The 25,524-nt window shown below is 70.4% G+C and carries 18 protein-coding genes; 7 read left to right on the top strand and 11 right to left on the bottom strand.

The window, feature by feature from the left end; genetic code table 11:
* Positions 1-14: 14 nt before the first annotated feature.
* Positions 15-722 carry a YcnI family protein gene (locus AB2L57_RS12695; RefSeq protein ID WP_409047255.1) on the bottom strand — a complete coding sequence of 236 codons (708 nt, stop codon included), beginning with the start codon at positions 720-722 and terminating at the stop codon, positions 15-17.
* A gap of 86 nt (positions 723-808) precedes the next feature.
* Positions 809-1,405 carry a hypothetical protein gene (locus tag AB2L57_RS12690; RefSeq protein WP_409047254.1) on the bottom strand — a complete coding sequence of 199 codons (597 nt, stop codon included), beginning with the start codon at positions 1,403-1,405 and terminating at the stop codon, positions 809-811.
* Between the two features lie 221 nt (positions 1,406-1,626).
* On the opposite strand from AB2L57_RS12690, the gene AB2L57_RS12685 reads away from it, so the two are divergent.
* A complete protein-coding gene (locus AB2L57_RS12685; RefSeq protein WP_409047253.1) occupies positions 1,627-2,976 on the top strand; it encodes a M50 family metallopeptidase in 1,350 nt (449 codons plus the stop codon).
* 287 nt (positions 2,977-3,263) lie between these two features.
* Here AB2L57_RS12685 and AB2L57_RS12680 read toward each other — a convergent pair whose 3' ends face one another.
* Positions 3,264-5,195 (bottom strand): anthranilate synthase family protein, encoded by a 1,932-nt coding sequence (locus AB2L57_RS12680; protein ID WP_409047252.1) that lies wholly within the window; start codon positions 5,193-5,195, stop codon positions 3,264-3,266.
* A 257-nt stretch (positions 5,196-5,452) separates the two neighbouring features.
* Between AB2L57_RS12680 and ispG the strand changes: the two genes are divergently transcribed.
* The 3 genes from ispG (at position 5,453) to AB2L57_RS12665 (ending at position 10,350) form a co-directional block, all read left to right on the top strand.
* Positions 5,453-6,583 (top strand): flavodoxin-dependent (E)-4-hydroxy-3-methylbut-2-enyl-diphosphate synthase, encoded by a 1,131-nt coding sequence (gene ispG / locus AB2L57_RS12675; RefSeq protein ID WP_409048626.1) that lies wholly within the window; start codon positions 5,453-5,455, stop codon positions 6,581-6,583.
* Positions 6,584-6,635: 52 nt separating this feature from the next.
* Positions 6,636-8,402 (top strand): proline--tRNA ligase, encoded by a 1,767-nt coding sequence (locus AB2L57_RS12670; RefSeq protein WP_409047251.1) that lies wholly within the window; start codon positions 6,636-6,638, stop codon positions 8,400-8,402.
* Positions 8,403-8,520: 118 nt separating this feature from the next.
* A complete protein-coding gene (locus tag AB2L57_RS12665; RefSeq protein WP_292815397.1) occupies positions 8,521-10,350 on the top strand; it encodes a lipase family protein in 1,830 nt (609 codons plus the stop codon).
* A 1-nt stretch (position 10,351) separates the two neighbouring features.
* Here the strand turns inward: AB2L57_RS12665 and AB2L57_RS12660 are convergent, their stop codons facing one another.
* Genes AB2L57_RS12660 through AB2L57_RS12650 form a run of 3 tightly spaced genes read right to left on the bottom strand, consistent with a single transcriptional unit; the run spans position 10,352 to position 13,537 of the window.
* Entirely contained in the window at positions 10,352-11,167 is an 816-nt protein-coding gene (locus tag AB2L57_RS12660; protein ID WP_292815400.1) for a DUF1206 domain-containing protein, read from the bottom strand.
* Positions 11,164-11,997: a DUF1206 domain-containing protein gene (locus tag AB2L57_RS12655; RefSeq protein WP_409047250.1), complete on the bottom strand. Its 834-nt coding sequence runs from the start codon at positions 11,995-11,997 to the stop codon at positions 11,164-11,166. The genes AB2L57_RS12660 and AB2L57_RS12655 overlap by 4 nt, the downstream gene beginning before the upstream one ends.
* A gap of 25 nt (positions 11,998-12,022) precedes the next feature.
* Entirely contained in the window at positions 12,023-13,537 is a 1,515-nt protein-coding gene (locus tag AB2L57_RS12650; RefSeq protein ID WP_292814514.1) for a sodium:alanine symporter family protein, read from the bottom strand.
* A gap of 129 nt (positions 13,538-13,666) precedes the next feature.
* On the opposite strand from AB2L57_RS12650, the gene nusA reads away from it, so the two are divergent.
* The 3 genes from nusA to infB are packed head-to-tail and all read left to right on the top strand — an operon-like array spanning position 13,667 to position 17,799.
* The gene (gene nusA, locus AB2L57_RS12645) at positions 13,667-14,656 is read left to right on the top strand and encodes a transcription termination factor NusA (RefSeq protein WP_409047249.1); all 990 of its coding nucleotides are present in this window, start codon (positions 13,667-13,669) and stop codon (positions 14,654-14,656) included.
* 36 nt (positions 14,657-14,692) lie between these two features.
* Positions 14,693-14,965 (top strand): YlxR family protein, encoded by a 273-nt coding sequence (locus AB2L57_RS12640; protein ID WP_292814509.1) that lies wholly within the window; start codon positions 14,693-14,695, stop codon positions 14,963-14,965.
* Positions 14,966-15,021: 56 nt separating this feature from the next.
* Positions 15,022-17,799 (top strand): translation initiation factor IF-2, encoded by a 2,778-nt coding sequence (infB, locus tag AB2L57_RS12635; RefSeq protein WP_409047248.1) that lies wholly within the window; start codon positions 15,022-15,024, stop codon positions 17,797-17,799.
* Between the two features lie 183 nt (positions 17,800-17,982).
* Here the strand turns inward: infB and AB2L57_RS12630 are convergent, their stop codons facing one another.
* The 5 genes from AB2L57_RS12630 to AB2L57_RS12610 are packed head-to-tail and all read right to left on the bottom strand — an operon-like array spanning position 17,983 to position 25,439.
* Complete coding sequence (locus AB2L57_RS12630; RefSeq protein ID WP_409047247.1) at positions 17,983-19,140, bottom strand: glycosyltransferase; 1,158 nt, start codon at positions 19,138-19,140, stop codon at positions 17,983-17,985.
* Positions 19,141-19,172: 32 nt separating this feature from the next.
* The gene (locus AB2L57_RS12625; RefSeq protein ID WP_292814499.1) at positions 19,173-20,771 is read right to left on the bottom strand and encodes a glycosyltransferase family 39 protein; all 1,599 of its coding nucleotides are present in this window, start codon (positions 20,769-20,771) and stop codon (positions 19,173-19,175) included.
* Positions 20,768-22,039 (bottom strand): glycosyltransferase, encoded by a 1,272-nt coding sequence (locus AB2L57_RS12620; protein ID WP_409047246.1) that lies wholly within the window; start codon positions 22,037-22,039, stop codon positions 20,768-20,770. Before AB2L57_RS12620 ends, AB2L57_RS12625 begins: the two co-directional genes overlap by 4 nt.
* Before the next feature lie 38 nt (positions 22,040-22,077).
* Positions 22,078-22,722 (bottom strand): hypothetical protein, encoded by a 645-nt coding sequence (locus AB2L57_RS12615; RefSeq protein ID WP_292813842.1) that lies wholly within the window; start codon positions 22,720-22,722, stop codon positions 22,078-22,080.
* Complete coding sequence (locus AB2L57_RS12610) at positions 22,704-25,439, bottom strand: galactose oxidase-like domain-containing protein (protein WP_409047245.1); 2,736 nt, start codon at positions 25,437-25,439, stop codon at positions 22,704-22,706. The genes AB2L57_RS12615 and AB2L57_RS12610 overlap by 19 nt, the downstream gene beginning before the upstream one ends.
* Between the last annotated feature and the right edge of the window lie 85 nt (positions 25,440-25,524).

Raw genomic sequence — 25,524 nt, 5'->3', positions numbered from 1 at the left:
GCATCCCCGTGCCCTCAGGCGCGACGGCGCAGGGCGAGGAGCGCGACGACGAGCGCACCCGCGCCCAGCACGAGGCCGCCCGCGCCGAGCACGATCGGCAGGGGTGAGGTGTCGTCCGCGGTCGTCTGCCCGGTCGCCTCCTCGGTGCCGCCCGAGTGGTGATCCCCACCGTCCTCGGCGGCCTCGGCGACCGTCACCGTGGGAGCGGGGGAGTCCAGGTCGTGCGGGTCCTCGCCGTCCTCCGCGATCTGGCTCCAGTCGATGTTCCCGTCCTCGCAGACCTGATTCACAGGGAAGGCCAGCGTCTCTCCGCCGGTGTCCGTAGAGTACTGGACCGCCACTTCCACCGCGGCGCGGATGCCGTCCGGGTGGGGCTCGTCGGCCGTATAGACGATCTGCGACACCGGCCCGTCCTCACCGTCGCGCTGCACGTCGACTCTCCAGCCGGCGAGCGCGGTCGGATAAGCCGATGCGATCCCGTCCGGAACGTCGATTTCGAGAGCCGTCGTCGCTGACCCTTCGCAGGCGTGCTGGAAAGCGAAGGTCAACACTCCCGAGCCGCCGGCCGTCGCAGCAACGTTCGGGGTAACGGTGACGTGGGCCTGCGCGGCCAGGGGAGCTGCGAACACGAGGCCTGCGGCCACGGCGGTACCGATGCCGATCCTTGTGAGCGCCCGACGGCGGGCGGCTGCGCGGGGCGTGGGGTTGGTGATGGTCGTCATTGCTGTTCTCTCTCTGGTTTCACCGGTCGGCGGCGCCGTGTCCGGTGCATTCGTGGTCGACCCCCGACCGGATGGTCGGGGGCGGGTCACGCGACGCTGAGGTCGCCGGGGAGAGTCGGGGGGCCGCGCCGAGAGAGGCGGGCGAGCTGGGGGCACCGGCGTCGGCGGGGGGTGAGGGGGCGCGGCTCCAGACGGCGGAAGACGGGCGGGAACGGTGCTGCCGGGCCCGCGCGCAGCGCCAGCCGCACGACCCAGCGTGCGATCGCGCGGACGGCGTACTCCCCGTGGCGCAGCAGCACGAAGGCGGCGGCCGCGGCGACGAGGTGCGCCGCCAGCATGGGCGTCCCGGCAGCGCTGACGGGCTCCGACACGGTGGCGATGGTGGATGCTGTCAGCCCGTGCTCGTGCCCGCCGCCGGCGTGCAGCGGCGTCCAGCCCGAGGTCGCGGCGAACGCCGCGTGCAGCGCGCCCTGCGCGACGAGCACGGCGATCGCCAGGCCGAGCGGACCGAGGCGACGGCCCACGATCAGCGTGCACAGCGGCCAGACCAGCACGGCGACGGCCGCGATCACGAGGGCGTCGGGAGCGCTGCCGCCGCCGACCGTGTGCGAGACCGCTGCCAGCAGGACTGCCGTCGCGGCAGCGCCGGCACCGCGCAGTGCGCGCAGCTGGCGTGCGGTCACAGCGGCTCCTCGGGACGATCGGGTTCGCCCGCGGACGGGGCGCGGGCGTACGGACATCAATTTACCCGGGGTCTCGCGCTCGGCTCGGGGCGAGACGACATTTCTGCAGCGAGCCACCATCCGTCGGATGTGGGTTCGCTGCAGAAATGGAGGGTCGGTGCGCGCGAACCGGCACCCGCGCTCCCGGCAACCGCAAAGCAAAGCGGGGGTAGCGTGTGCGTGTGACGACCGTGCTCGCCTACATCCTCGGCATCCTCATCATCGTGGTGGGCCTGGCCGTGTCGATCGCGCTCCACGAGATCGGACACCTCGTGCCGGCCAAGAAGTTCGGGGTGCGCGTCGGTCAGTACATGATCGGATTCGGGCCGACCCTCTGGTCGCGCCGGTTCGGCGAGACCGAGTACGGGTTCAAGGCTCTGCCGCTCGGCGGGTACATCTCGATGGCCGGCATGTATCCGCCCACCCCCGCCGAGCGCCTCGCGGCCCAGGGCGCGCCGCCGCGCAACGGACGAGCGGGTGGCGGGTTCTTCGCGACCATGGTGCAGGACGCCCGCACCGCCAACGACGACACGATGCAGGGCGCCGCCGACGACCGCGTCTTCTACCGGCTTCCGGTGTGGAAGCGCGTCATCGTCATGCTGGGCGGTCCGCTCATGAACCTGCTGCTGGCGATCGTCCTGTTCGCGATCCTCTTCACGGGGATCGGCGTGCAGACGGCGTCGACCACCGTCGCCACGGTCAACGAGTGCGTGGTGCCCGCCGGATCCGCCCAGACCGAGTGCGCGCCGGGGGATCCCGCCAGTCCCGCCGCGGCCGCGGGCCTGCTCCCGTCAGATGAGATCCTCGCGATCGATGGCGTGGCGGTGTCGAGCTTCGACGAGATCTCGGCGATCATCCGCGACAGCCCCGGCATCCCCCTCTCCTTCCTCATCGAACGAGACGGCGCCGAGCAGACGCTGACGGTCACTCCGCTGCTGGCCGAGCGGCCCGTGTACGACGACGCGGGGATGCCGGTGGTGGGCCCCGACGGTGCGCCCGAGACCGTCGAGGTCGGCTTCGTGGGCTTCGCGCCGACGTCCGAGTTCGAGCCGCAGCCCATCTGGGCGGGGCCTGAGGCGGCGTTCGCGAACGTGGGCGCCGTGGCCGAGATCATCGTGCAGCTGCCCGTCAAGCTCTACGACACCGCCGCCGGTCTGTTCACCGGCGCCGAGCGGGACCCGGACGGGCCGCTCAGCGTCGTCGGTGTGGGGCGCCTGGCGGGGGATGTCGCCGTCGCGGACGCGCCGGTGCTCAACCGCGTGGCGGCGATCGTCGGGCTGCTGGCCTCGCTGAATGTGGCGCTGTTCGTCTTCAATCTGATCCCTCTGCTGCCGCTCGATGGCGGGCACATCATCGTCGCGCTCTGGGAGGGCGCCAAACGCGCGTGGGCGAAGGTCTTCCGTCGCCCCGCCCCCAAGCCCGTCGACGCGACGCGGCTCGTGCCTGTGACGTTCGTCGTCGTCGTCCTGCTGATCGGCATGGGGGCGCTGCTGATCATCGCCGACCTCTTCAACCCGGTCCAGCTGCTCTGAGGCCGGGGCCGCCTCCGCTGTCTGTGGCGTGCGGGCGCATAGATTCTGGCGTTGGGGCGTCAGAACGACGTTGGGGCGTGCAGCAGCGCGCCCCAACGTGATTTCGACGCCCCAACGCCCGAGGGAGACGCCCCAACGCCCGAGGGAGACGCCCGACGCCCGAAGGGGACGCCCGACGCCCGAGGGGGACGCCCGAACGCCCGAGGGGGACGCCCGAACGCCCGAGGGATGGTGTTGAGCGGCAACGAGCGCCCGAGCGGGAGCGGGCGTCGGGGGTGAGGCCGGGCTCAGGCGTCGACGGGGGTGAGGGCGTGCGCGACGAGGCATTCGAGAGTCTCGATGCCATCGCGCGACAGGATCGACTCGAGGTGTCCCTGCACCGAAGCGAATCCCGGACCCCGCAGCGCGTACACATCTCCCGAGACCTCGTCGGCGGCGACCTCCGCATCCCCGACGCGGCGCGTCCCTGGGGCCACTCGCGCGGTGAAGGTGTTGTAGAAGCCGATCGAGGCGTCCTGCCCGAAGATGCCGACACGCAGCTGCAGCCCCTGATGCGGGCGCGAGAGCGGGGCGAGGGGGATGCCGAGCTCGGCCGCCAGGATCTGGTGGCTGAGACACACGGCCAGCAACGCGCGGCCCGACGCGCGTCGCGCACCGACGACCTCGCGAAGGCGACGCATGCGGGCGCTTGTCGCATCGAGGGGATCGCCGGGCCCCGGGCCCGAGACCAGCAGTTCGGCGGCATGGATGTCGTCATCCGTCACCGCGTCCCACGCGACGATGCGGGTGTCCAGGCCCAGATGGCGCAGCTGGTGGGCGAGCATCGTCGTGAAACGGTCCTCGGCATCGATGACAAGCGCGCGGTGTCCCGCGAACGGGCCGTGCACGCCCGAATGCTGGGGATTCATCCAGAAGGGAGCCAGCCGCGAGTTGCGGGAGGCCAGCAGAGCGGCGATGTCGGGGTCATCGGCGAGCGCGGGGCGTTCGGCGGTGGGTGCGTCCGGATCGATGACCGGCTCGTCGCGCTCGACGGCACCGATCGCACCCAGCACGCCCGCAGCCTTGCCGTGGGTCTCACCGACCTCCCCGTCCGGATCGGAATGGCGCACGAGCGTGGCGCCGACGGGCACGCGGAGGCGACCGTCCTCGATGTAGGCGGTGCGGATGAGGATGGGGGCGTCGAGGTCGTGGGTCTGTGCCCCGGCGATGTCGGTCGCCGGCGAGAAGAGGGCGGCGACACCCGAATAGTAGCCGCGCGGGGCGCGCTCGTGGCGGCGGATGACGGCGCACGCGTTCTGCATGGGCGATCCCGTGACGGTGGGGGCGAACATCGTCTCGCGCAGGATGTCGCGCGGATCGAGCGTGCTGCGTCCGCGCAGCATGTACTCGGTGTGCGTGAGGCGCGACATCTCCTTGAGGTGAGGCCCGGTGATGCGCCCGCCGTCGGAGCACACCGCGCTCATCATCTTCAGCTCCTCGTCGACCACCATGAACAACTCCTCCGTCTCCTTGGTGTTCTCGAGGAAGGCGCTGAGGGTCTCGGCGGTGGCGCCGCCGCGGGGGTGGCGGAAAGTGCCGGAGATGGGGTTCATCGTCACGACGCCCGCGCGCGCGCTGACGTGCGCTTCGGGGCTCGCGCCGACGGCGACGTGGCCGGGGGTCAGGACGGCGAAGGTCCAGTAGGCGCCGCGCTCCTGCTGGAGCAGGGCGCGGAACCAGGTCAGGGCGGCTTCGCGCGGATCGGCGTCGACGGCCGCGGTGAAATCGCGTCGGATGACGAAGTTGGCTCCTTCACCACGACCGATCTCGTCGGAGATGACCCGTCGCACGATCGCGGCATACTCGTCGTCGTCGATGTCGAAGCCGGCGTCCGCGAGCGCGACCGGCTCGGAGGGAAGCCGGTTGATGGCGGCATCCCGCGCGAGCACGGCGCGCTCGCCGACGATCACGCAGCGCAGCGGGGCTCCATCGTCGTGGCAGGCGAATCCGCGCTCGCGAACCTGCCGGAACGGCACGAGAGCAAAAACCTCCTGCGGAGCACCCGACCCGGAGTGCAGGGGGATGTCGGCGAGCTCGGACACATCGACCACGTCGCCGGTCATCACCTCGACATCGCCGCCCTCGCGCGCGATCAGCACGAGCGGGGCCTCGGGATCTGCGCGCAGCCGCTCGATGAGGGCATGGCCGTCGGCGCTCGTGCGCGGTCGCGGGGTGGTCATCAGGGTCCTCACGTGGTCGTGGCCCGCGCGGTGGTCTCGCAAACGAAAAGACCGCCCCGGCGGGCGGTCTGGATTCGTGCTGTTCGAACTCGCCGCCTAGGAGGCGGGCCACCAGGTGAGCGTCGCGAACATGGCGTCACGATATCACGGCGACCCCCGGCATCCCGAGCACCCTCGATCCTCCGAAGCGGCGGCGCGCGGGCCCCGTCGGGGTGCCAGCGCGTAGGCTGGAGGACGTGCCAGCCGTGAACATCGGGATGCCGAAGGTCCCTCACACCCTCGCCCCGCGTCGCAAGAGCCGTCAGATCAAGGTCGGCAAGGTGCTCGTCGGTGGTGACGCGCCCGTCAGCGTGCAGTCCATGACGACGACGCCGACGACCAACATCAACGCGACGCTGCAGCAGATCGCCGAGCTCACGGCGTCCGGCTGCGAGATCGTGCGCGTCGCCGTGCCCTCGCAGGACGACGCCGACGTGCTGCACATCATCGCGGCGAAGAGCCAGATCCCGGTGATCGCCGACATCCACTTCCAGCCGAAGTACGTCTTCCAGGCGATCGACGCGGGATGCGCCGCCGTGCGGGTCAACCCGGGCAACATCCGCAAGTTCGACGACCAGGTGGGTGCGATTGCGGCCGCCGCGAAGGCCGCGGGCGTGTCGCTGCGCATCGGCGTGAACGCCGGATCGCTCGATCCGCGGCTGCTGGAGAAGTACGGCAAGGCCACGCCCGAGGCGCTCGCCGAGAGCGCGCGGTGGGAGGCCTCGCTCTTCGAGGAGCACGACTTCCACGACTTCAAGATCTCGGTCAAGCACAACGATCCCGTCATCATGGTGCAGGCCTACCGACTGCTCGCGCAGATGGGGGACTGGCCGCTGCACCTGGGCGTGACCGAGGCCGGGCCCGCATTCCAGGGCACCATCAAGTCGGCGACGGCCTTCGGCATCCTTCTCGGCGAGGGTATTGGCGACACCATCCGCGTCTCGCTCTCGGCCCCGCCCGCCGAAGAGGTCAAGGTCGGACACCAGATCCTGCAGTCCCTGAACCTGCGCGAGCGCAAGCTCGAGATCGTGTCGTGCCCCTCGTGCGGGCGCGCCCAGGTCGACGTGTACACCCTCGCCGACAATGTGACCGAGGGCCTGAAGGACATGACCGTGCCGCTGCGCGTCGCCGTCATGGGCTGTGTCGTCAACGGCCCCGGTGAGGCGCGCGAGGCCGACCTCGGTGTCGCATCCGGCAACGGCAAGGGGCAGATCTTCGTCAAGGGCCAGGTCATCAAGACGGTGCCCGAAGCCGACATCGTCGCGACCCTCATCGAGGAGGCGAATCGGATAGCCGACGAGATGGGCCCCGACGCGGGCATCGGCACGGCGCAGGTCATCACGGCATAGACCGTCGCCGCACGAGCGGGCGAGCGCATCCCGCGAACTAAGCTTGTCGATCGTGGTCACCCGTCTCTCGCACTATTTCCTCCGCACGCTCCGTGACGACCCCGCCGACGCCGAGGCCACGAGCCACCGGCTGCTCGTGCGCGCCGGCTACATCCGGCGGCAGGCGCCGGGGATCTTCGCGTGGCTGCCGCTGGGTCTTCGGGTCAAGGGCAAGATCGAGACGATCATCCGCGAGGAGATGGCGAACGCCGGGGCGTACGAGGTGCACTTTCCTGCGCTGTTGCCGCGCGAGCCCTACGAGCAGACCGGTCGCTGGGAGGAGTACGGCGACGCGCTGTTCCGTCTGCAGGACCGCAAGGGAGCCGATTACCTGCTCGCCCCCACGCACGAAGAGGTCTTCACGCTGCTCGTGAAGGACCTGTACTCGTCGTACAAGGACCTGCCGCTGTCGATCTACCAGATCCAGGACAAGTACCGCGACGAAGCGCGTCCCCGCGCCGGTCTCTTGCGCGGTCGCGAGTTCACGATGAAGGACGCCTACTCCTTCGACTACACCGACGCCGGGCTCGACGCGAGCTATCAGGCGCAGCGCGACGCTTACGAGCGCATCTTCGCCCGGTTGGGCCTCGAGTACGTCATCGTGCAGGCGGATGCCGGGGCCATGGGCGGTTCGCGCAGCGAAGAGTTCCTGCACCCCACACCCGTGGGAGAGGACACGTTCGTGCGTTCCGAGGGCGGCTACGCGGCCAACGTCGAGGCGTTCACGACCCTCGCGCCCGAGGCGATCCCGTTCGACGGACTGCCCGAGCCCGTCGTCTTCGACTCGCCTGACACTCCGACGATCGCCACGCTCGTCGACCACGCCAACGCGCATCTCGAAGCGCCCGCCGAGGGAAGATGGACCGCCGCGCACACGCTGAAGAACGTCGTGCTCGCCCTCGCCCACCTCGACGGAACCCGCGAGCTCGTCGTCGTCGGGCTACCCGGCGACCGGGACGTGGACGACAAGCGCGTCGAGGTCGCCTTCGCGCCCGCGACGGTCGAGGCCGCGACACCCGAGGACTTCGAGCGGCACCCGCTGCTGGTCAAGGGCTACATCGGGCCGTGGTCGCCGCAGGGAGCGGTGCTCGGCAGCGAATCGGCCACCGGCATCCGCTACGTCCTGGACCCGCGCGTCGTCGACGGCACGGCCTGGATCACCGGGGCGAACGCCCACGAGAAGCACGTGCACTCCCTCGTCGCAGGCCGTGACTTCAGCGCCGACGGATACGTCGAGGTCGCGACCGTGCGCGAGGGCGATCCCGCCCCCGACGGTTCCGGCCCCGTGACGCTCGCCCGCGGAATGGAGATCGGGCACGTGTTCCAGCTCGGGCGCAAGTACGCCGAGGCGCTGGGACTGAAGGTGCTCGACGAGAACGGCAAGCTCGTCACCGTGACGATGGGCTCGTACGGCATCGGCGTCACCCGCATCCTCGCGAACATCGCGGAGCTGAACAACGACGAGCGAGGGCTGGTCTGGCCGGCCTCTGTCGCGCCTTTCGACGTGCACGTCGTCGCCACGGGTCGGGATGCTGTCGCTTTCGACCTTGCCGAGACGGTGAGCGCCCGTCTCGAGACCGCGGGACTGGATGTGCTGTTCGATGACCGGCCGAAGGTCTCGCCCGGGGTGAAGTTCGGCGACGCCGAGCTGATCGGCGTGCCGCGGATCCTCATCGTCGGGCGCGGTGCGGCGGATGGACAGGTGGAGCTGTGGGACCGTCGCACCGGCGAGCGCGAGACGCTTGCCGCCGATGATGCGCTCGCTCGACTGACGCCCTGACCACACGCCGCCCTGACCGCGCGCGACGCCTTGGCCGGCAACGCGCCGCTGACCGCGCGCCGCGCCCTGAGCCTGTCGAAGGGCGCCTCGTGCGCATGCCCGATCTAGCATGGAGCGGGTGACCGATCACCGCCCGCCCCGCGCGACCGCGCGCCGCCGCGGCGGTGTGCGCGGGCTCGTCGGCACCGCGCCGGCATGGGTGGGCATCGTCGTCGGCATCGCGCTCGTGGTGCTGGGCGTGTTCATCGTCACGCGGCCGCTGACCTCGCTGTGGGTGCTCGCGATCTACGTCGGTGTGAGCGCGATCGCCTCGGGTGTGATGGAGGTCGTCGTCCCGCGCGACGTGCCCCGGCGCTGGTCGATCGCGATGGCGGTGCTCTGGATCGCCGGCGGTGGCCTGATCCTGGTGTGGCTCGGCCGCAATCTCGATCTGCTGCCGGAGCTGATCGCCGTGCTCCTCGTCGTGGGCGGCGTCAGTGCGCTTGCGGGTCTCTTCCGCGGGCGGATCAGCGAGCGCGTGCTGGCCGGGGCGTCGGGCATCGCGCAGGTGGTGTTCGGGCTTCTCGCCCTGCTCTGGCCCGATGTCACCCTGCTCGTGGTCGCGGTAGCCTTCGGGCTGCGCACGATCGTGCTGGGGGCGGGGCTGACGTGGCGGGCCGCACGGCGGTTCCGCGGGATGCCCGAAAGGCTCGGCACCGCGCCGGGTGACCGGCGCGGCCGGGTCGCGGCGGCGGCGGGTCGCTACGTCCTCGCGCTCGTGCTGCTGGGACTCGCCGCGGGGTCTTGGGGCGTGAGCACCTGGCTCGCCGAGGGCGCACCCGTCGTCGACGCCTTCTACGATCCTCCCGACGAGCCCCCGAGCCCTCCGGGCACGCTTCTTCGCGAGGGGCCGTACACCGGCCGCATCCCCGCGGATGCCGAGGTGCGGCGCATCCTGTACAGCACGACCGACTCTCTCGGCCGGCGGGCCGTCGCGAGCGGACTCGTCATCTCGCCCGCCGACATGCCGCCCGGACCCCGGCCGGTGATCGTCTGGAATCACGGCACGACGGGCGTCGCGCGCGGATGCGCGCCGAGCCTGGCGGATGCCTCGGCGACGCGCTGGGCGATACCCGATGTCGACGAGGCGCTGGCGCGGGGGTGGGTGGTGGTGGCGACGGACTACACCGGACAGGGTGCGGCGGGAGTCTTTCCGTACCTGATCGGCGAGGGCGAGGCGCGATCCGCTCTGGACGCCGTCCGTGCGGCCGAGGATGTGCCGGGCATGTGGCTCTCGCCCGGCATCGTCGCCTGGGGGCATTCGCAGGGCGGACACGCGGCCCTGTGGACGGCGCAGGTCGCCCCGGAATACGCTCCCGAGCTCCGCGTGCTCGGCACGGTGGCCCTGTCTCCGGCCGCCGACCCCCTTGCGCTGGCGGACGAGCTCGCTCGCGATCAGGACTCCGCGATGCTGTCGGTGCTGATCTCGTGGGTGCTCGTGCCGTACGCCGACACCTACCCTGATGTGGTGGTCGACGACTACGTCGCATCCGGTGGACGCTCGATCGTGCGAGAGATGACGCAGCGCTGCCCGACCGAGCCGGGTGTGATCGTCTCGGTGCTCGCCGCGCTGGGCGTCTCGGCCGATCGGCCGCTGTACGACGCCGACCTGGGCGCGGGCGCGCTGGGGGAGCGGCTCGCGCAGAACGCCGCCGTGGGGCCGTGGCCCTCTCCCGTGCTGCTGGCCTGGGGCGGGAAGGACGAGGTCATCCCGCCGCGTCTCTACGAGACGTATGTCGCGCAGCGGTGCGCGGAGGGCGCCGCGCTCCAGGTGCGGGTGCTGGAGCCCTCAGATCACACGGGTGTCATGCTGCCCGGGTCGGCGCTTCTTCCGACGATCATCCGTTGGACGCAGGCGCGGTTCGATGGCATTCCGGTGCCGATCGCGGCGAACGACTGCCCGGAGTGATTCAGAGGCGCGCGTACCGGGCGCGGAAGAAGCAGTAGATGCCGTAGGCGATGAACCCCGCACCGACCGCCGCGACGAGCCACGGACCGAACGGGAGGGTGATGAGGGAGGAGATGGCCTCATCGAATCCGCCCGCCGCGCCGGGGTCGACCGTCACCGCCGCGGTGATGACGAGGATCCCGACGATCACCAGCGCGATGCCCTTGGCGACGTAGCCGACCACCCCGAGCGCGGTGATGGCCCGGGCCGCGGTTCCGCCCGGCATCGTCAGCTTCTCGCGGAAGCTCCGCGTCGCGCCCTTGACGACGAACGCCCCGCCGACGATGACGATGGCGGCTCCGACGATTCCGAGGATGAAGGGCCCGCCGGGCATCGTCAGCACCGCGCCGCTCGCGCTCTGTGCGCTCTGGTCGCCGTCGGGTCGGGCGCCGAGGGCGACGGTGGCCGCGCTCACGCCCAGTGCGATGTACACGATGGCCTTGACCCATTCGCCGACGCGGCGCGCCCACCGCTTACGGACATCGTCTCCGTCGGCGAGCACGCCCTCGACCACGTACCAGAGCCCGAGGGCGACCAGGCCGGCCACGAGCACCCAGAGCACGACGAACCCCAGCGGGGCCTCGGCGATGGCGGTGAAGGCGCCCGACTGGTCGGACTCGCCGCTGCCGCCCGCCGCGATCGCCAGCACGATCGCACCGATGAGGATGTGCACCACGCCGTTCGCGGCGTACCCGGCGCGCGCCAGCATGCGAAAGGCGGGGTGGGATGCTGCCTTCCGGGCGGCTTTCTCCGCGGTGTCGGACGCGTCCTGGCTCATGATCCGAGGCTAGGCGACCGCGGCCAGAGTCGGGCGTATCGGGCGCGGAACACGCAGAAGACGGCGTAGGCGATGAAGCCCGCACCGATCAGTGCGACCAGCATCGGACCCAGAGTCAGCTGCAGCAGCGCGTGCAGGGCGCCATCCAGCGCGCCCGCCGAGCCGGCCTCGTTGCGCACTCCCGCCACGAGGAGCAGCACCGCGACCGCGACGAGAGCCACTCCTTTCGCGATGAACCCCGTGATGCCCAGGACATCGACGAGATGGCCGACAGCGCCATCCGGAACCGAGACCTGCGAGCGGTAGCTGCGCCGGACCCCCATCCAGACGAAGGACACGCCCGTGATGCCGACGCCGATCCCGACCGCCACGAGCACGAAGACACCGCCCGGCACCTGGAGCGCGCCCCGGCTGAGCTGCTCGGCCGCACGCTCGCTGCTGAGGCGGGCGCCCAGGGCGATCGCCGCCGCGATCCCGCCGAGGGCGGCGAAGACCACGCCCTGACCCCACTGCCCGATGCGGCGCCCCCATCTCTGCACGGTGTGATCACCGCGGACCAGTACGCCCTCGGCGACCTTCCACAGCGCGAGCGCACCGAGCGCGCCCGCGATCGCCCACAGGAGTGCAAAGCCGAAGGGCACCTCGGCGATCGCCCGCATCGCCCCGGTCTGGTCGCTCGCCACATCGCCGCCGGTCGCGACGATGATCGCCAGCATCCCGATCAGAGCGTGCACGAGGCCGGCGGCGGCGTACCCGCAGCGGGCGAGGCGGCGAAACCACGTCGTGTCGGTCGCCTCGCGCGCGACGCGCTTCGGGGCGGCGATGTGCATCCGGTCAGCCTACGGCCGGGACGCATCATGGCCGCGGGGCGCCGTGCAGGTGATCGCGGTGCTTCTCGGACTGCCGCTTCTTGGTGACGACATCGATCGGACCCGTGACCGAGAGCTCGTCCTCCCAGCATTCGATGCCCCCGACATCCGGCATGAGGGCCCGGGTGAAGACCGGGTCCCGGCCCTCGCGGCGCTGGCGGGTGTAGTCCTTGAGGAGGCGGAAGGACAAGCCCGACAGCAGGGCGATGGCGATGAGGTTCGTCAGGGCCATCAGCCCCATGACCCCGTCGGCAAAATTCCAGACGAGGTCGGCGGTGACCACGGACCCGGCGAGCACGGCGACGACGGCGAGGATCCGGTAGCCCGTCAGTGCGGCGCGGCTCGAGGTGATGAATTCGATGTTCGACTCGCCGTAGTAGTAGTTGCCGAGGATCGACGAGAACGCCAGCAGGAAGATGATGATGCTGAGGGCGATGTTGGACCAGTCACCGAGGGTCGACACCAGCGCACCCTGGGTCAATCCGATGCCCCGGGTGGCGCCGGCCAGATCGGGTACCGACACGAGGATGATGAACGCCGTGATCGAGCAGACGAGGAACGTGTCGAAGTAGACGCCGAGCGTCTGCACGAGGCCCTGCTTGACGGGATGGGTGACGGCGGCGCTGGCGCCCGCGTTGGGCGCCGAGCCCAGGCCCGCCTCGTTCGAGAACATGCCGCGCTTGATGCCCGTCAGCACGATGTAGCCGAAGGCGGCGCCGACGACCTCGTTGAATCCCCACGCCTGTGTGAAGATCTGGGCGAACACGACGGGGATCTGATCGACGTGGAAGCCGACCACGAGCAGCCCGAGAAGCAGGTAGAGCAGCGCCATGGAGGGGACGAGTGCCTGGGTGACGGAGGCGATGCGACGAACTCCGCCGAAGACGACGAGAGCGGTGAGCAGCGCGACGCCGATGCCCACGACCCATGGCACCCAGGCCGCGACGCCCTCGCCGAGGCTGCCCGACACCGTGGCGGCGATCGTGTTGGCCTGCAGCGACGAGAACGCGAACGGGAAGCAGACGATGAGGATGATCGCGAACCAGATGCCCAGCCAGCGAGCTTTCAGACCGCGCTGCATGTAGTAGGCGGGACCGCCGCGGAAGCCGTCCTTGTCGCGCACCTTGAACAGCTGCGCCAGGGAGGACTCGATGAAGCTCGAGGCGCCGCCGATGAAGGCCATCAGCCACATCCAGAACACCGCGCCCGGGCCTCCGACGGCGATGGCGGTGCCTACGCCGGCGATGTTGCCCACGCCCACCCGCGACGCGGCCGAGATCGTGAACGCCTGGAACGCGGACACCGACTGAGGCTCGCCGGTGGTGGTGCGCGGAGTCTTGTCGGTGAGGGTGCGGAACATCTCGGGGACGAGGCGCAACTGCACCACCCCCGAGCGCGCGGTGAAGTAGAGCCCCAGCACCACGACCACCGGCACGATGATCCAGGTCCACAGGTTGTCGCCCCAGGTCAGCAGCCAGGCGTTGATCGCATCCTCATCCATGCGCACAGTATGTCGGTCGGCGCCCGCCATGACCAGCATCCTCACAGCAGCGTCGGTCGCGCCATCCGGTAACGTAGGGGGGATGCCCGAGCGCACGACGCCGGGTGAGAGCTGAATAGGGAGGTCCCCGTGGACATCGATCTCGGGCTGCTGCGCACGATCGAGCGTGAGAAGGAGATTCCCTTCGACGAACTCGTGCGGATCATCGAGCAGGCGATCCTGACCGCCTACGGCAAGCACACGTCGCCCTCGGGCGAGGTGCCCGAGGGGGCTCGTGTCGAACTCGACCGCAAGAACGGACACGTCGGCGTCTTCATCGCCGTGACCGACGACGAGGGCGCGGTCATCGGCGAAGAAGAAGCGGTGACCGACGGATTCGGTCGCATCGCGGCCTTCGCCGCCAAGCAGGTCATCAGCCAACGACTGCGCGACATCGCCGACGACGCGGTGCTCGGGGAGTTCCGCGGCAAAGAGGGCGACATCGTCGCGGGCGTGGTCCAGCAGGGGCCCAATCCGCGCATGATCCATGTGGATCTCGGCACCATCGAGGCGATCCTCCCGCCCGAGGAGCAGGTCCCCGGCGAGTCCTACACGCACGGCTCGCGCCTGCGCGTCTACGTCACCTCGGTGTCCAAGGGCACCAAGGGTCCCTCCATCACGGTGTCGCGTACGCATCCCGGCCTCGTGCGAAAGCTGTTCGCCCTCGAGGTCCCCGAGATCGCCGCGGGGCTGGTCGAGATCGTGTCGCTCGCGCGCGAGTCGGGCCACCGGTCCAAGATCGCGGTCAAGGCGAACGATCCCGCGATCAACGCGAAGGGCGCCTGCATCGGCGAGCTCGGTCGCCGGGTGCGCGCGGTGACCGAAGAACTCGGCGGCGAGAAGATCGACATCGTCGACTACGACCCCGAGCTTGCGGCGTTCGTCGCCAACGCGCTCTCGCCCGCGAAGGTGACCTCGAGCTTCATCCTCGACGCCTCGACCAAGGCCGTGCGCGCCCTCGTGCCCGACTACCAGCTCTCGCTCGCCATCGGCAAAGAGGGCCAGAACGCGCGACTGGCGGCCAAGCTCACGGGCGCCAAGATCGACATCCAGCCCGACAGCGTGCTCGAGGGCGACTGATCGTCGGAGGCGGTGCTGCCGGCCCGGAGGTGTAACATGGTGCCTGTACGAACGTGCGTCGGTTGCCGCACGCGTGCTCCCCGGTCCTCCCTGCTTCGTGTCGTGGTGGATTCCGGTGCGCTCGTCCCCGATGAGCGCGCGGTTCTCCCGGGACGAGGCGCGTGGGTGCACGACACGCAGAAGTGCGTGGATGCCGCCCTGCGGCGTCGCGCATTCGTCCGGGCATTGCGCGCGTCAGGCTCGCTTGACACGCAGACCATCGAGAAACGGCTGAACGGCTATGGAAACAAAGTGAACGGCTCGAAATGAGACCCGTCCGCGGATAACGGTCTGCCCTGCCTGGGTGGACCCAGACAGGAGAATTTGTGGCTGCCAAACCACGCGTGCACGAGATCGCTTCCGAACTCGGCGTCGACAGCAAGGTCGCTCTGGCCAAGCTGAAAGAACTCGGCGAGTTCGTCAAGAGCCCCTCGTCGACCATCGAGCCCCCCGTGGCTCGCAAGCTGCGTCAGGCCCTCGCGGCCGAAGGCGCGGCCAAGCCGGCTGAGCCCGCTCAGTCGAGCGCCCCCGCACGACCGGCCGGTCGACCCGGGCCGGCGCGCCCCGCGGCTCCGTCGCGCCCGGCCGCTCCGTCGCGCCCTGCCGCTCCTGCGGCGAGCCCCGCGCCGGCGCCCGCCGCGCCGGCCCCCGCGCCCGCGGCGCCTTCTGCGCCGGCACCGGCGGCCCCCGTTGCCGAGACGCCCGCGGCGCCCGCGCCCGCCGCCGACACCGCGGCGCCCAAACCGGGTGGGCCCACACCGACGCCCCCGCGTCCCGGTGGCGCTCCGCGCCCCGGCAACAACCCCTTCGCCAGCGCGCAGGGGATGGGTCAGCGCCCGGCCGGGCCGCGTCCCGGCAACAACCCCTTCGCCAGCGCGCAGGGCATGGGCCAGCGCCCGACGCCCGGCAACATCCCGCGCCCGCAGGCCCCGCGCCCCGGCGCTCCCCGTCCCGGTGCTCCGCGTCCCGGCGCCCCGGGTCGTGCCGGTGGCGCTCGTCCCGGCGGCGCGCCCTTCCAGCAGCGCCCGGGTGGTCCCGGTCGCCCCGGCGGCGCGGGCGGCGGCGGCTTCGCCGGTCGCCCCGGTGCCCCCGCGGGCGGCGGTTTCGCCGGTCGTCCCGGAGGAGGCGGCGGTCGTGGTCGCGGACCCGGCGGCGGCACGGCCGGCGCGTTCGGCAAGGGCGGCGGCAAGTCCAAGCAGCGCAAGTCGCGCAGGGCGAAGCGCCAGGAATTCGAGATGAGGGATGCCCCGACCGTCGGCGGCATCAACGTCCAGCGCGGCAACGGACAGATCATCCGGATGCGCCGCGGCGCGTCGATCTCGGACTTCGCCGACAAGATCGAGAACATCACCGGTTACACGGTGCAGCCCGGCACGCTCGTCACCATCCTGTTCAACCTGGGTGAGATGGCGACGGCCACAGAATCGCTCGACGAGGCCACCTTCGAGGTGCTCGGTGCCGAGCTCGGCTACAAGATCCAGATGGTCTCGCCCGAGGACGAAGACAAGGAGCTCCTCGAGAGCTTCGGTCTCGACCTCGAGGCCGAGCTTGAGGCGGAGAACGAGGAGGACCTCGAGATCCGGCCGCCGGTGGTCACCGTCATGGGTCACGTCGACCACGGTAAGACGCGACTTCTCGACGCGATCCGCAACGCCAACGTCGTCGCGGGCGAGGCCGGCGGCATCACGCAGCACATCGGTGCGTACCAGGTCTGGACCGAGCACGAGGGCATCGAGCGCGCGATCACCTTCATCGACACCCCGGGTCACGAGGCGTTCACCGCCATGCGCGCCCGTGGTGCGCAGGTGACCGACATCGCGATCCTCGTGGTCGCGGCGGACGACGGCATCATGCCCCAGACGGTCGAGGCGCTCAACCACGCCCAGGCCGCCGGCGTCCCGATCGTCGTCGCGGTCAACAAGGTCGACAAGCCCGACGCCAACCCGGCCAAGGTGCGCCAGCAGCTCACGGAGTACGGACTCGTTGCCGAGGAGTACGGCGGAGACGTCATGTTCGTCGACGTGTCGGCGCGCGCGGGCACCAACATCCAGGAGCTCCTGGACGCGGTGCTGCTGACGGCCGATGCCGGGCTCGACCTCACGGCCAACCCCAACAAGGCCGCGCGCGGTGTCGCGATCGAAGCCAAGCTCGACAAGGGTCGCGGCTCGGTGGCCACGGTGCTCATCCAGTCCGGAACGCTCCGGGTGGGCGATGCGATCGTGGCCGGGACGGCCTACGGGCGCGTGCGCGCCATGGTCGATGAGAACGGCGACGCCGTCACCGAGGCGGCGCCCTCGCGCCCCGTCCAGGTGCAGGGTCTGAACTCCGTGCCGCGCGCCGGTGACACGTTCATCGTGACCGAAGAGGATCGCCTCGCCCGCCAGATCGCCGAGAAGCGTGAGGCCGCCGAGCGCAACGCGGCCCTGGCCAAGGCGCGCAAGCGCATCTCGCTCGAGGACTTCACCCGCGCTCTGCAGGAGGGCAAGGTCGAGTCGCTCAACCTCATCATCAAGGGCGACGTCTCGGGTGCCGTCGAGGCGCTCGAGGAGTCGCTGCTCAAGATCGAGGTCGACGACTCGGTGCAGCTGCGCATCATCCACCGCGGTGTGGGTGCGGTGACCGAATCCGACGTGAACCTGGCGACGATCGACAACGCGATCATCATCGGCTTCAACGTCCGACCCGACACCAAGGCGCGTGAGCGTGCCGCCCGTGAGGGTGTGGACATCCGGTTCTACTCGGTCATCTACAACGCGATCGACGACGTCGAGCAGTCCCTCAAGGGCATGCTCAAGCCGGAGTTCGAAGAGGTGCAGTCGGGTGTGGCCGAGATCCGCGAGGTGTTCCGCTCCTCGAAGTTCGGCAACATCGCCGGTGTCATCGTCCGCAGCGGCACCATCACGCGCAACGCGAAGGCGCGCGTGATCCGCGAGGGCGTCGTGATCGCCGACGGGCTGGCCATCGAGTCGCTGCGCCGGTTCAAGGACGACGTCACCGAGGTGCGGACGGACTACGAAGCCGGCATCGGCCTCGGCAAGTACAACGACATCCGGATCGGCGACGAGATCGAGACCACCGAGATGGTGGAGAAGCCGCGCGTCTGATCGATGCATGAGTGAAGGGCGGGGGCCGTGCGGCTCCCGCCCTTTCTCGTCCCCTGCGAAGAGGACCCCCGACGAGGGCGGGCCATGGGAGGCGGGGGGAGCGCCACCCGCCCTCGTCGGAAGATGTGCCGGTGGGAGCGAGCCTTGGGTGGCGTGGGGTTGCCACTCGCTCCCACCGGGGTCTCAGGCCGCCGGAGCGGCGGAGCCCGACGGGCGTTCGAGAGCGGCCGCGACGGGCTTCGCCCCCGCGAGCAGCGGGCTGATCGGGGTGGTCCGGCGCGGGCGATAGACAATCCGCGCGTGGTAGACGTAGCGCACGATGAATGCGACGACGAGCGTGACCGCCTGGGCGAGCACGCTCGGTATCGGGGTGAACTGCACGATCAGGTAGAGGAGGGGCAGCCGTGCCAGCGCCTCGAGAGCGTTGAAGCCCACCGACTGGGCGAAGCGGTGAGCGAGGTGCCGGCCCTCGGCGCGCAGGTCGTGGAAGACGAACGCCTCCTGCAGGAAGAAGTTGCCGACGATCGTGATCACCGCGGCGATGACCGCGGCGACGAGGTAGTCGACGCCCACCGCGATGAGCCCCGCCATGATGGCGAGGTTCGCGACGGCGCCCACCGCGCCGATGAGGCCGAAGCGCGACATCCGTCCGAAGCGCAGCGCCGCGAGCTGCTGGACGAAACGCAGACCCTGCCGGAAGTCGGCTTTGGATTCGCCGGCGAAGCGGGCACCGAAGATGAAGGGCTCCTCGACGACGCGCAGGCGCTGCCGGGCCAGGATCTCGAGGAGGATCTTGAAACCCTGCGGACGCAGCGTGTCGATCTCGATCGCCGCACGCCGCAGCGCGAAGAAGCCCGTCATGGGGTCGGTGCAGTTGCGCAGCCGCGAGGGGAACATCGCCCGCGTGAGGGCGATCGACGCGTTCGAGACGACCTTGCGTCCCACGCCCGAGAGACCGGCGTTGCTGCCGTCGCCCACGTGACGGGAAGCGACGACGACATCGGCGCCGGTGCCGGCCCCGGTCTCCAGCAGCACGGGCACGAGCTCGGGCGGATGCTGCAGGTCGCCGTCCATGACGACGCACCAGTCTCCGGCCGAGGCCCGGATGCCCTCGACGACCGCGCCGCTGAGACCGCCGACGGGTGCGTCGCGATGGATCAGGCGCACGGGCACCTCGCTCCAGGCGGCGCTTGCGCGGATGGCGGCAGGGGTGTCGTCGGAGGAGTCGTCGACGAAGAGGATCTCGGAGCCGTCGGGCGGCAGAGCCGCGCCGAGACGCCGGACCAGTTCCGCGACGTTGGGGGATTCGTTGTAGGTCGGCACGATGACGGTGGTGCTCATCTCAGTTCCCTTCGGGTGGGGCGGGATGCGGATCAGGGGAGGACTTCGCGGATGTTCCAGGCGCCGAAGCTGGCGACGACGCGCGAGTTCTCCAGCGCGATGCCCGCCTGCGTGAGGCCGAGGTAGTCGATGTTGGGGGCGACGGTGGGGCCCTCGACGATCCAGCCGATCTCGGACCAGCCGCCGGGATGCTCGTCCTGGAACTGCGAGTCCAGATCCACCTTCTCGAGCACGATGACCTGCCACGGGTCCTCCCAGCCCGCGGCCTGCACGTCCTGCCACATCGAGTACGGCACGACCACGACGTCGTCCCTCGAGACGTTCTCGGTCACCCAGTCGCGGGCGTCCCGCCAGTCGCGGTTCTCATCGGCCGAGATGAGGGGGATGCCGCGCCCGATCCACTGCTCGATCGGGATCAGCACCGCAGCGGCCGCGATGACGAGGGTCGCGAAGATGGGCCCCGTCGCCCGGGCGCCGGGCGCGTGGGTGCGGAAGAAAGCCATCAGCCCACGCCAGACCAGGTCGGCCGCGCCTCCGATCGCGAGGGCGAGGAAGGGCAGGACCGCCACGATGTACATCGCCGGCAGATAGCCCTGACTGCCCACGATGGGCAGGGCGAAGCAGATCAGCGCCAGCGGAATCCAGCGGGTTCGACCGGCGAAGGCGCAGAGGAGGCCGGCGATCAGGCCCGCGACGACGATGTAGCCGTCGAGGAAGAACCAGCTCTGCAGGAGGTCGTAGCGGGACGAGCCCTCCTCCCAGATCCACCCCGAGCCGGAGCGCGAGAGGAACTGATACGCGAGGCCGTCCTGCAGTGAGACGTGTCCCTCGCCGGCGATCAACTCGCCGCGCAGCAGCGCCATCACGGGGAAGAGGGCGAGGATCAGCCCCCCGACGCCGAGGAAGCCGACGACAGAGAAGGTGCGGCTGCCCCATCGCGATCGTCCCAGCAGCGCCACGAGCAGCGCGGGTCCGAAGACCGCCAGCGTGAGTTTGGACAGCACCGCCACGGCGAATGCCGCCCCCGCGCCCACGTGGTGCCAGAGAGCTCGGCGGGGGGAGAGGGCCAGATAGAAGGCGAGGAGGATCCAGGGCATCCCGACGGTGTCGAGGAAGACCTGGCGACCGAGGGTGAGCGAGAGCGGGGAGAGGACGAAGATCGCCGTGGCGAGGATCGCGAACGGACGATAGGCCCCGACCCGGCGGGCGACGAGGTAGACGAGCATCGAGGTCAGGGCGAACAGGCCGGCCGACACGTAGCGCATCGCGCCGATATCGGATCCTCCGCCCAGGCCCAGGAACTGGGGAATCCAGAGCAGACCCGCGAGCTGGATCCATCCGAAGGGCGGGTGGTCGTACCAGTAGGTGTACGGGGCGAGTGCGCCGTTCTGCACGGCGACCGCCTGGGCGACGTAGGTGCCTTCGTCGTCCTGGAAGGGGGGTGCGCCTTCCACGTTCCAGGCGCCGATGATCAGCGCGACGGCGAAGACGATCAGGGCGGTGAGGTGGTCGGGGACCGCGAGCCACGCGAGGAGGCGGCGCCGGCCGCGCACGAGGGCCCCCTCGCGCACCGCTGTCGGCGCAGCATCCGCGCCGACTTCCGCGACGGGGCGTTCGTCGAGCGCGCTCACGGGGCCACCTCCGCGGCGTCGATGTAGCCGAGGTGTCGCCCCGTGTGCGAGGTCTTCTCCCACGAGAAGTCGCGGCTCTTGAACCGGGTGTAGGCACGGATGGCCGCATAGGCGAGCAGCAGCTGGTAGGCCGGAGTGCTGAGCACGAGCAGCGCGTAGTCCCGGAAGCGGATGGCGAAGCGGTGGTCCTTGCCGAACTCGTGCAGCATGCACGCTTCGAAGGCGATCGTCGCGAGCGTCGTGATGAGGGGCAGGAAGGTGATCATCGTCACGGCGAGGGGGAACTTGCCCCAGATCGCCAGGGCGATCATCATCGGCACCGCGATGCCGGTGAGGGCCATGAGGTGCTGCTGGGTGAGCGTCCACCAGGCGGTGAAGCGTTCGCGGGCCGTCGGCAGGTTGCGCCACAGGCCTTTCGCATAGACCTGCATGAACCCGAGCGACCAGCGTGTGCGCTGCTTGACCAGGCCGCGCACGGTGTCGGGTGTCTCCTCGCGGGTGACCAGCTCGGGGGAGTAGGCCACGACGATGCGATGGTTCAGGGTCGACATCCTCACACCCAGCTCGCAGTCCTCCGCGAGGCACTCCTCGTCCCACCCGCCGATCTCCTCGAGCAGCGCGCGGCGGACGAAGACGGTGTTGCCGCCGAGGGGGATGAAGCCGAGCTTGGAGTGCAGATGCAGTCGAGAGGAGAACCAGATGAAGTACTCGAGGCAGTTGCGCAGGGAGAACCACGTGTCGCGGTAGTTCACCAGCTGCACGGCGCCCTGCACGGCATCGGCGCCCGTCGTGCGGAAGCTGTTGTCGATGTTGCGCAGCAGGTCGGGTGCGGCGATCGATTCGGCGTCGAAGACGCCCACGATGTCGCCGTGCGCGACGCGAAGCGCGGAGTTCAGCTGCAGCGGCTTGTTCTTGACGGGGCTGTAGTCGATCGCGACGCGCACCTGGTCCGGGTGCTCGGAGGCGAGCTTGTGCGCGATGGCGACCGTGGCGGGGTCGTCGTGCCCGACCGAGACGATGACCTCGAGATCGCGGTGCGTCTGTCCGAGCAGCCGGTCGAGGGTCGCGCGCATCACGTCCTCGCGCTCGTTGCGACACGGCATGATCAGCGAGAACGACAGCGACTCCTCGCCGCTGATCGCGGGATAGGTCGTGCGGGCCCGCGCTTCGGGATCCCACCACGCGTAGGTGGCGACGTAGAGGGTGGAGGCCGAGACGGCGAGCAGCAGCAGCGAGAAGGCGATCAGCAGGATCGAGGCGAGGAGCACGAGATCTCCGTTCGGGTCGGGTCAGTCTTCGGGTCGGGTCAGTCTTCGGGTGAGCAGGCGAGGCCGTCGCCGTCGGGATCGATGGCGTCGGGATCGACGCCGGGCACGCGGACGCTGATGCCGTCGGCGAAGAAGAGGCGCACTTCGTCGCACGACCAGGGGTGGGGCATGTCGGCGGGATCGAGACCCGCGTCGACCATCGCCGCGACGTGCGCCGCGGCACTCGGCGGCACCGAGGGCAGGCACTGCCCGTCCTCGCCGTACGCGGCGTGGCAGCCGCCGAGGCTCTCCTCCGGCGCCAGCACCTCGTCGACCTCGACGGCCTCGCGGGGGGTGCCGAGCCCTGCGGCACCGTCTCGTCCGGCGGCGGCCGCTTCGGCGGCATCCACCAGTGAGACCTGAGGGATGCTGCCGATCGACTCCTCGGCGGGAGGCTCGACGCTCTCGCCGATCTCGATCGTCGTGACGGCGGCAGGGCCCCGCGCCTCCCCTGTCGGCGACGTGGTGGCGTGCAGGCCGTGCGGGGCGGGTGCGCTCGGAGCGGACCCCTGTTCCACCCCGCGCGGCCAGAGCGCGAAGGCACCGGCCGCGGCGACGATCACGGTCACCGCGATCGCCATGGCGGTGCGGGCGCGAGAGCCGCGGCCGGCGCGCGTCGCGGCGCTCACGAGACCCACACCCATTCCGCGATGCTCGGCACACCGTCCGAGTCGAGCACGGTCAGCATGTACGGGCCCGGCGGCAGCAGATTCGGATTCGCGGGGATCTGAGCGGTGCGCTCGGCTCCCGAACCGACCAGAGGCACATCGACCAGCCGGGCATTGGTGTCGGTCTGGTGGGTCGCCGACATCGGCGAGGTGAGCGAGGCGGACACCACGTCCCCCGTCACCTCGAGGGTGAAGGAGTCGCCGTACCCGACGGCGGAAGGAGCGTCCTCGATGACGGGGCGTTCGCCGCGGAAGAGGTAGGGCGGGCTGTAGACCGAGATGCGGGGCTCGAAGGAGTTGTCGGCGGGGTTGGAACCCATGATCGCGACTCGGCCATCGGGCAGGAGGATGGCGCTGGAGTGGTAGTTGCGCCCGATCGGATCCGGATCGATGCTCGTCCACGCCTCGGCCTCGGGCGTGTACAGCGCGGCGCTGTACACGTCGCCCGCGCGGTTGTAGCGTGCCCCGTTGGCGGCCAGCACCGTGCGGTCGAAGAGGTTGAGCACGTTGACATAGGCCTTGCCCGGCCCGGGCAGCGACGGCCCGGGTTCGTATGCGGGTGCGGGCTCCGAGAGATCGATGATGTCGACGAGGTTGATGCCGGGCAGGTTGGTGTCGGTGTTCCCGCCGCCGACGATCATGACCTTCTGGTCCTGGGCCGGGGGGAGGATGACCGACCCGGCCTGGTCGCGCATGTCCTTCTCTCGCAGGCCGGGCACGTCCCAGATCTGCGCGGTGGTCCAGTCGTAGAGCGAGGCGCCGGTGCCGGGCAGGCCGTTGCCGAACGTGTGCCCACCGGCGTAGAACAGCATCCCGTCCTCGAGCAGGTACATGTGCGGGTAGGTGCCCCAGAAGCTCCACGTCTGCGGCACCTGCCACGAGGGCAGCCAGCTCATCTCGGAGGTGTCGAAGATCTCGGTCAGCACGGTGCCCTCGGCCTTCTCGTCGAGGCCGCCGGCGGCCCAGAGGTCGCCGTTGCCGAGTTTGGTGAGCGTGGGGTACCAGTGGGCGCCCGCCATGTCCGAGGTCGGGTGGAACGCGTCGTCTTCGGGGTCGAAGTAGTAGCTCTTCTCCGAGCCCTTGAAGGTGTTCGGGCCCTGGTCCTCCTCGGGGAACGCCTCGGTGCCGCCCGAGAGCAGGACTTTGCCATCGGGCAGGGTCACGTGCCCCGTGCAGAACATGTCGTACGGCACCGGGATGTCGGTGAAGCTGTCGTCCACGGGATCCCACACGGTGGCGGTGAACTCGCCGGCGGCGAAGGCATTGCCGTCATTGCCCGAGCCCGCGACCATCAGGATCCGGCCGTCGTGCAGGAGTGTCGTGTGGATCGCGCGCACGGGCATCTCCGCATCGATGACCTCCCATTCGCCGATCAGGGCTTCTTCGCCCGGCGGGGAGGGGGTGGGCGTGGGCGTCGGCGTCGGGGCGACATCGGGCAGCGCAGTGAGGATGTATCCGGTCGTCGAGAGCTCGCCGTCCGCGGCGATCGAGACACCGAACGAGACGCGGTCGACATCGGCGGGGATCTCGGGCAGCTCGGCGTCGGCGCGCTCCCATCCGTCGGTGGCGGGCAGATCGCCGAGTTCGGTCCAGTAGGACCAGCCCGTGGGCCGGTGGGCGAAGACGGTGAACCCGTTCACGGGCGACGTCGAGCGATAGTCCACCTCGACCGAGTACGTCGCACCCGGTTCGACCGACGGCGCGCAGCCGGGAGTCTCGGCCTGGATGAGCTTCATGTCTCCCGAGGACCGTTCGGCCATCGTGTACGTGTACGACCGTGCGCCGTCCGGCGAACCGGCGGGAACGCCGGCCGTGATCGCCTGCGTCGTCGTGTGGTCGCCCCAGCCCGCCGAGAGGAAGCAGTCGGGCAGCGTCTCGCCGATGGCGAGATCGGGGTTGACCACGAGGTTGTCGGGGTCGGCCGGCGGTGTGGGTGTCGGTGTCGGGGAGGGTGCGGGCGTTGCGGTCGGAGTCGGGGAGGGTGCGGGCGTTGCGGTCGGAGCGGGAGTCGCCGTCGGTTCAGGCGTCGGAGTCGCTGTCGGTGAGGCGCTCGGAGTCGGTGTCGGCGTCGGCGTGGCGCTCGGGCTCGGAGTCGGCGTGGGAGTCGCGGTGGGCGTGGGCGCCACCTCGTCGGGTGCGCCCGTCATCCAGAGCGAGTAGTCGTCGGTGACGAGGGTTCCATCGGCGGCGAGCGATAGTCCGAACACGATCCGATCGGTACCCGCGGGCACGGGCGGCGTCGTCGCGGTGGCCTGTGTCCAGGCGGGCTGCGCGGGCTGGGTGCCGAAATCGCCCCAGTAGCTCCAACCGACTGCGGAATGGCGGAAGGCCGTCAGGTGGACGGGCGCGGTCGAGGTGTACCACACGCCCAGCTCGTACGTCTGTCCCTCCTCGACCGAGGGAGCGCACGCCGTGCTCTCGCTCGGCATGAGCTTGCGATCGCCCGCCTCGTAGCCGGTGACCGTCACGGCGACGGCTCGCGCGCCGGTGCGTCCGGTGGCGAACGCCCAGTCGCCCTCCGTGCCCCATCCGCTCGCGGTGAAGCACGACGGCCACGCCGCCCCCTCTTCGAGTGACGGGTTGGCGACGAGGTTGGCCGGCGCGGCGGCGACGGGCGCCGGAGCGACGAAGAAGGCAGTGACGATCGCGAGGCCGAGCAGAGCGGCCGCCGACCGAGAAGGTCGCGAGTGCACGAGATTCCCCAGAACGGTGCAGAAGTGCGAATGCGCGTGAACGCAGGCAGCGATCTGGCGGTCCCAAGTCCCCAGACCTCGGCGG

The sequence above is a fragment of the Microbacterium sp. HA-8 genome (genome assembly GCF_046111165.1).
Taxonomy (GTDB): Bacteria; Actinomycetota; Actinomycetes; order Actinomycetales; family Microbacteriaceae; genus Microbacterium.
Note: the sequence above shows the minus strand (reverse complement) of the source record. Positions and strands in the feature narration are given on the sequence as shown.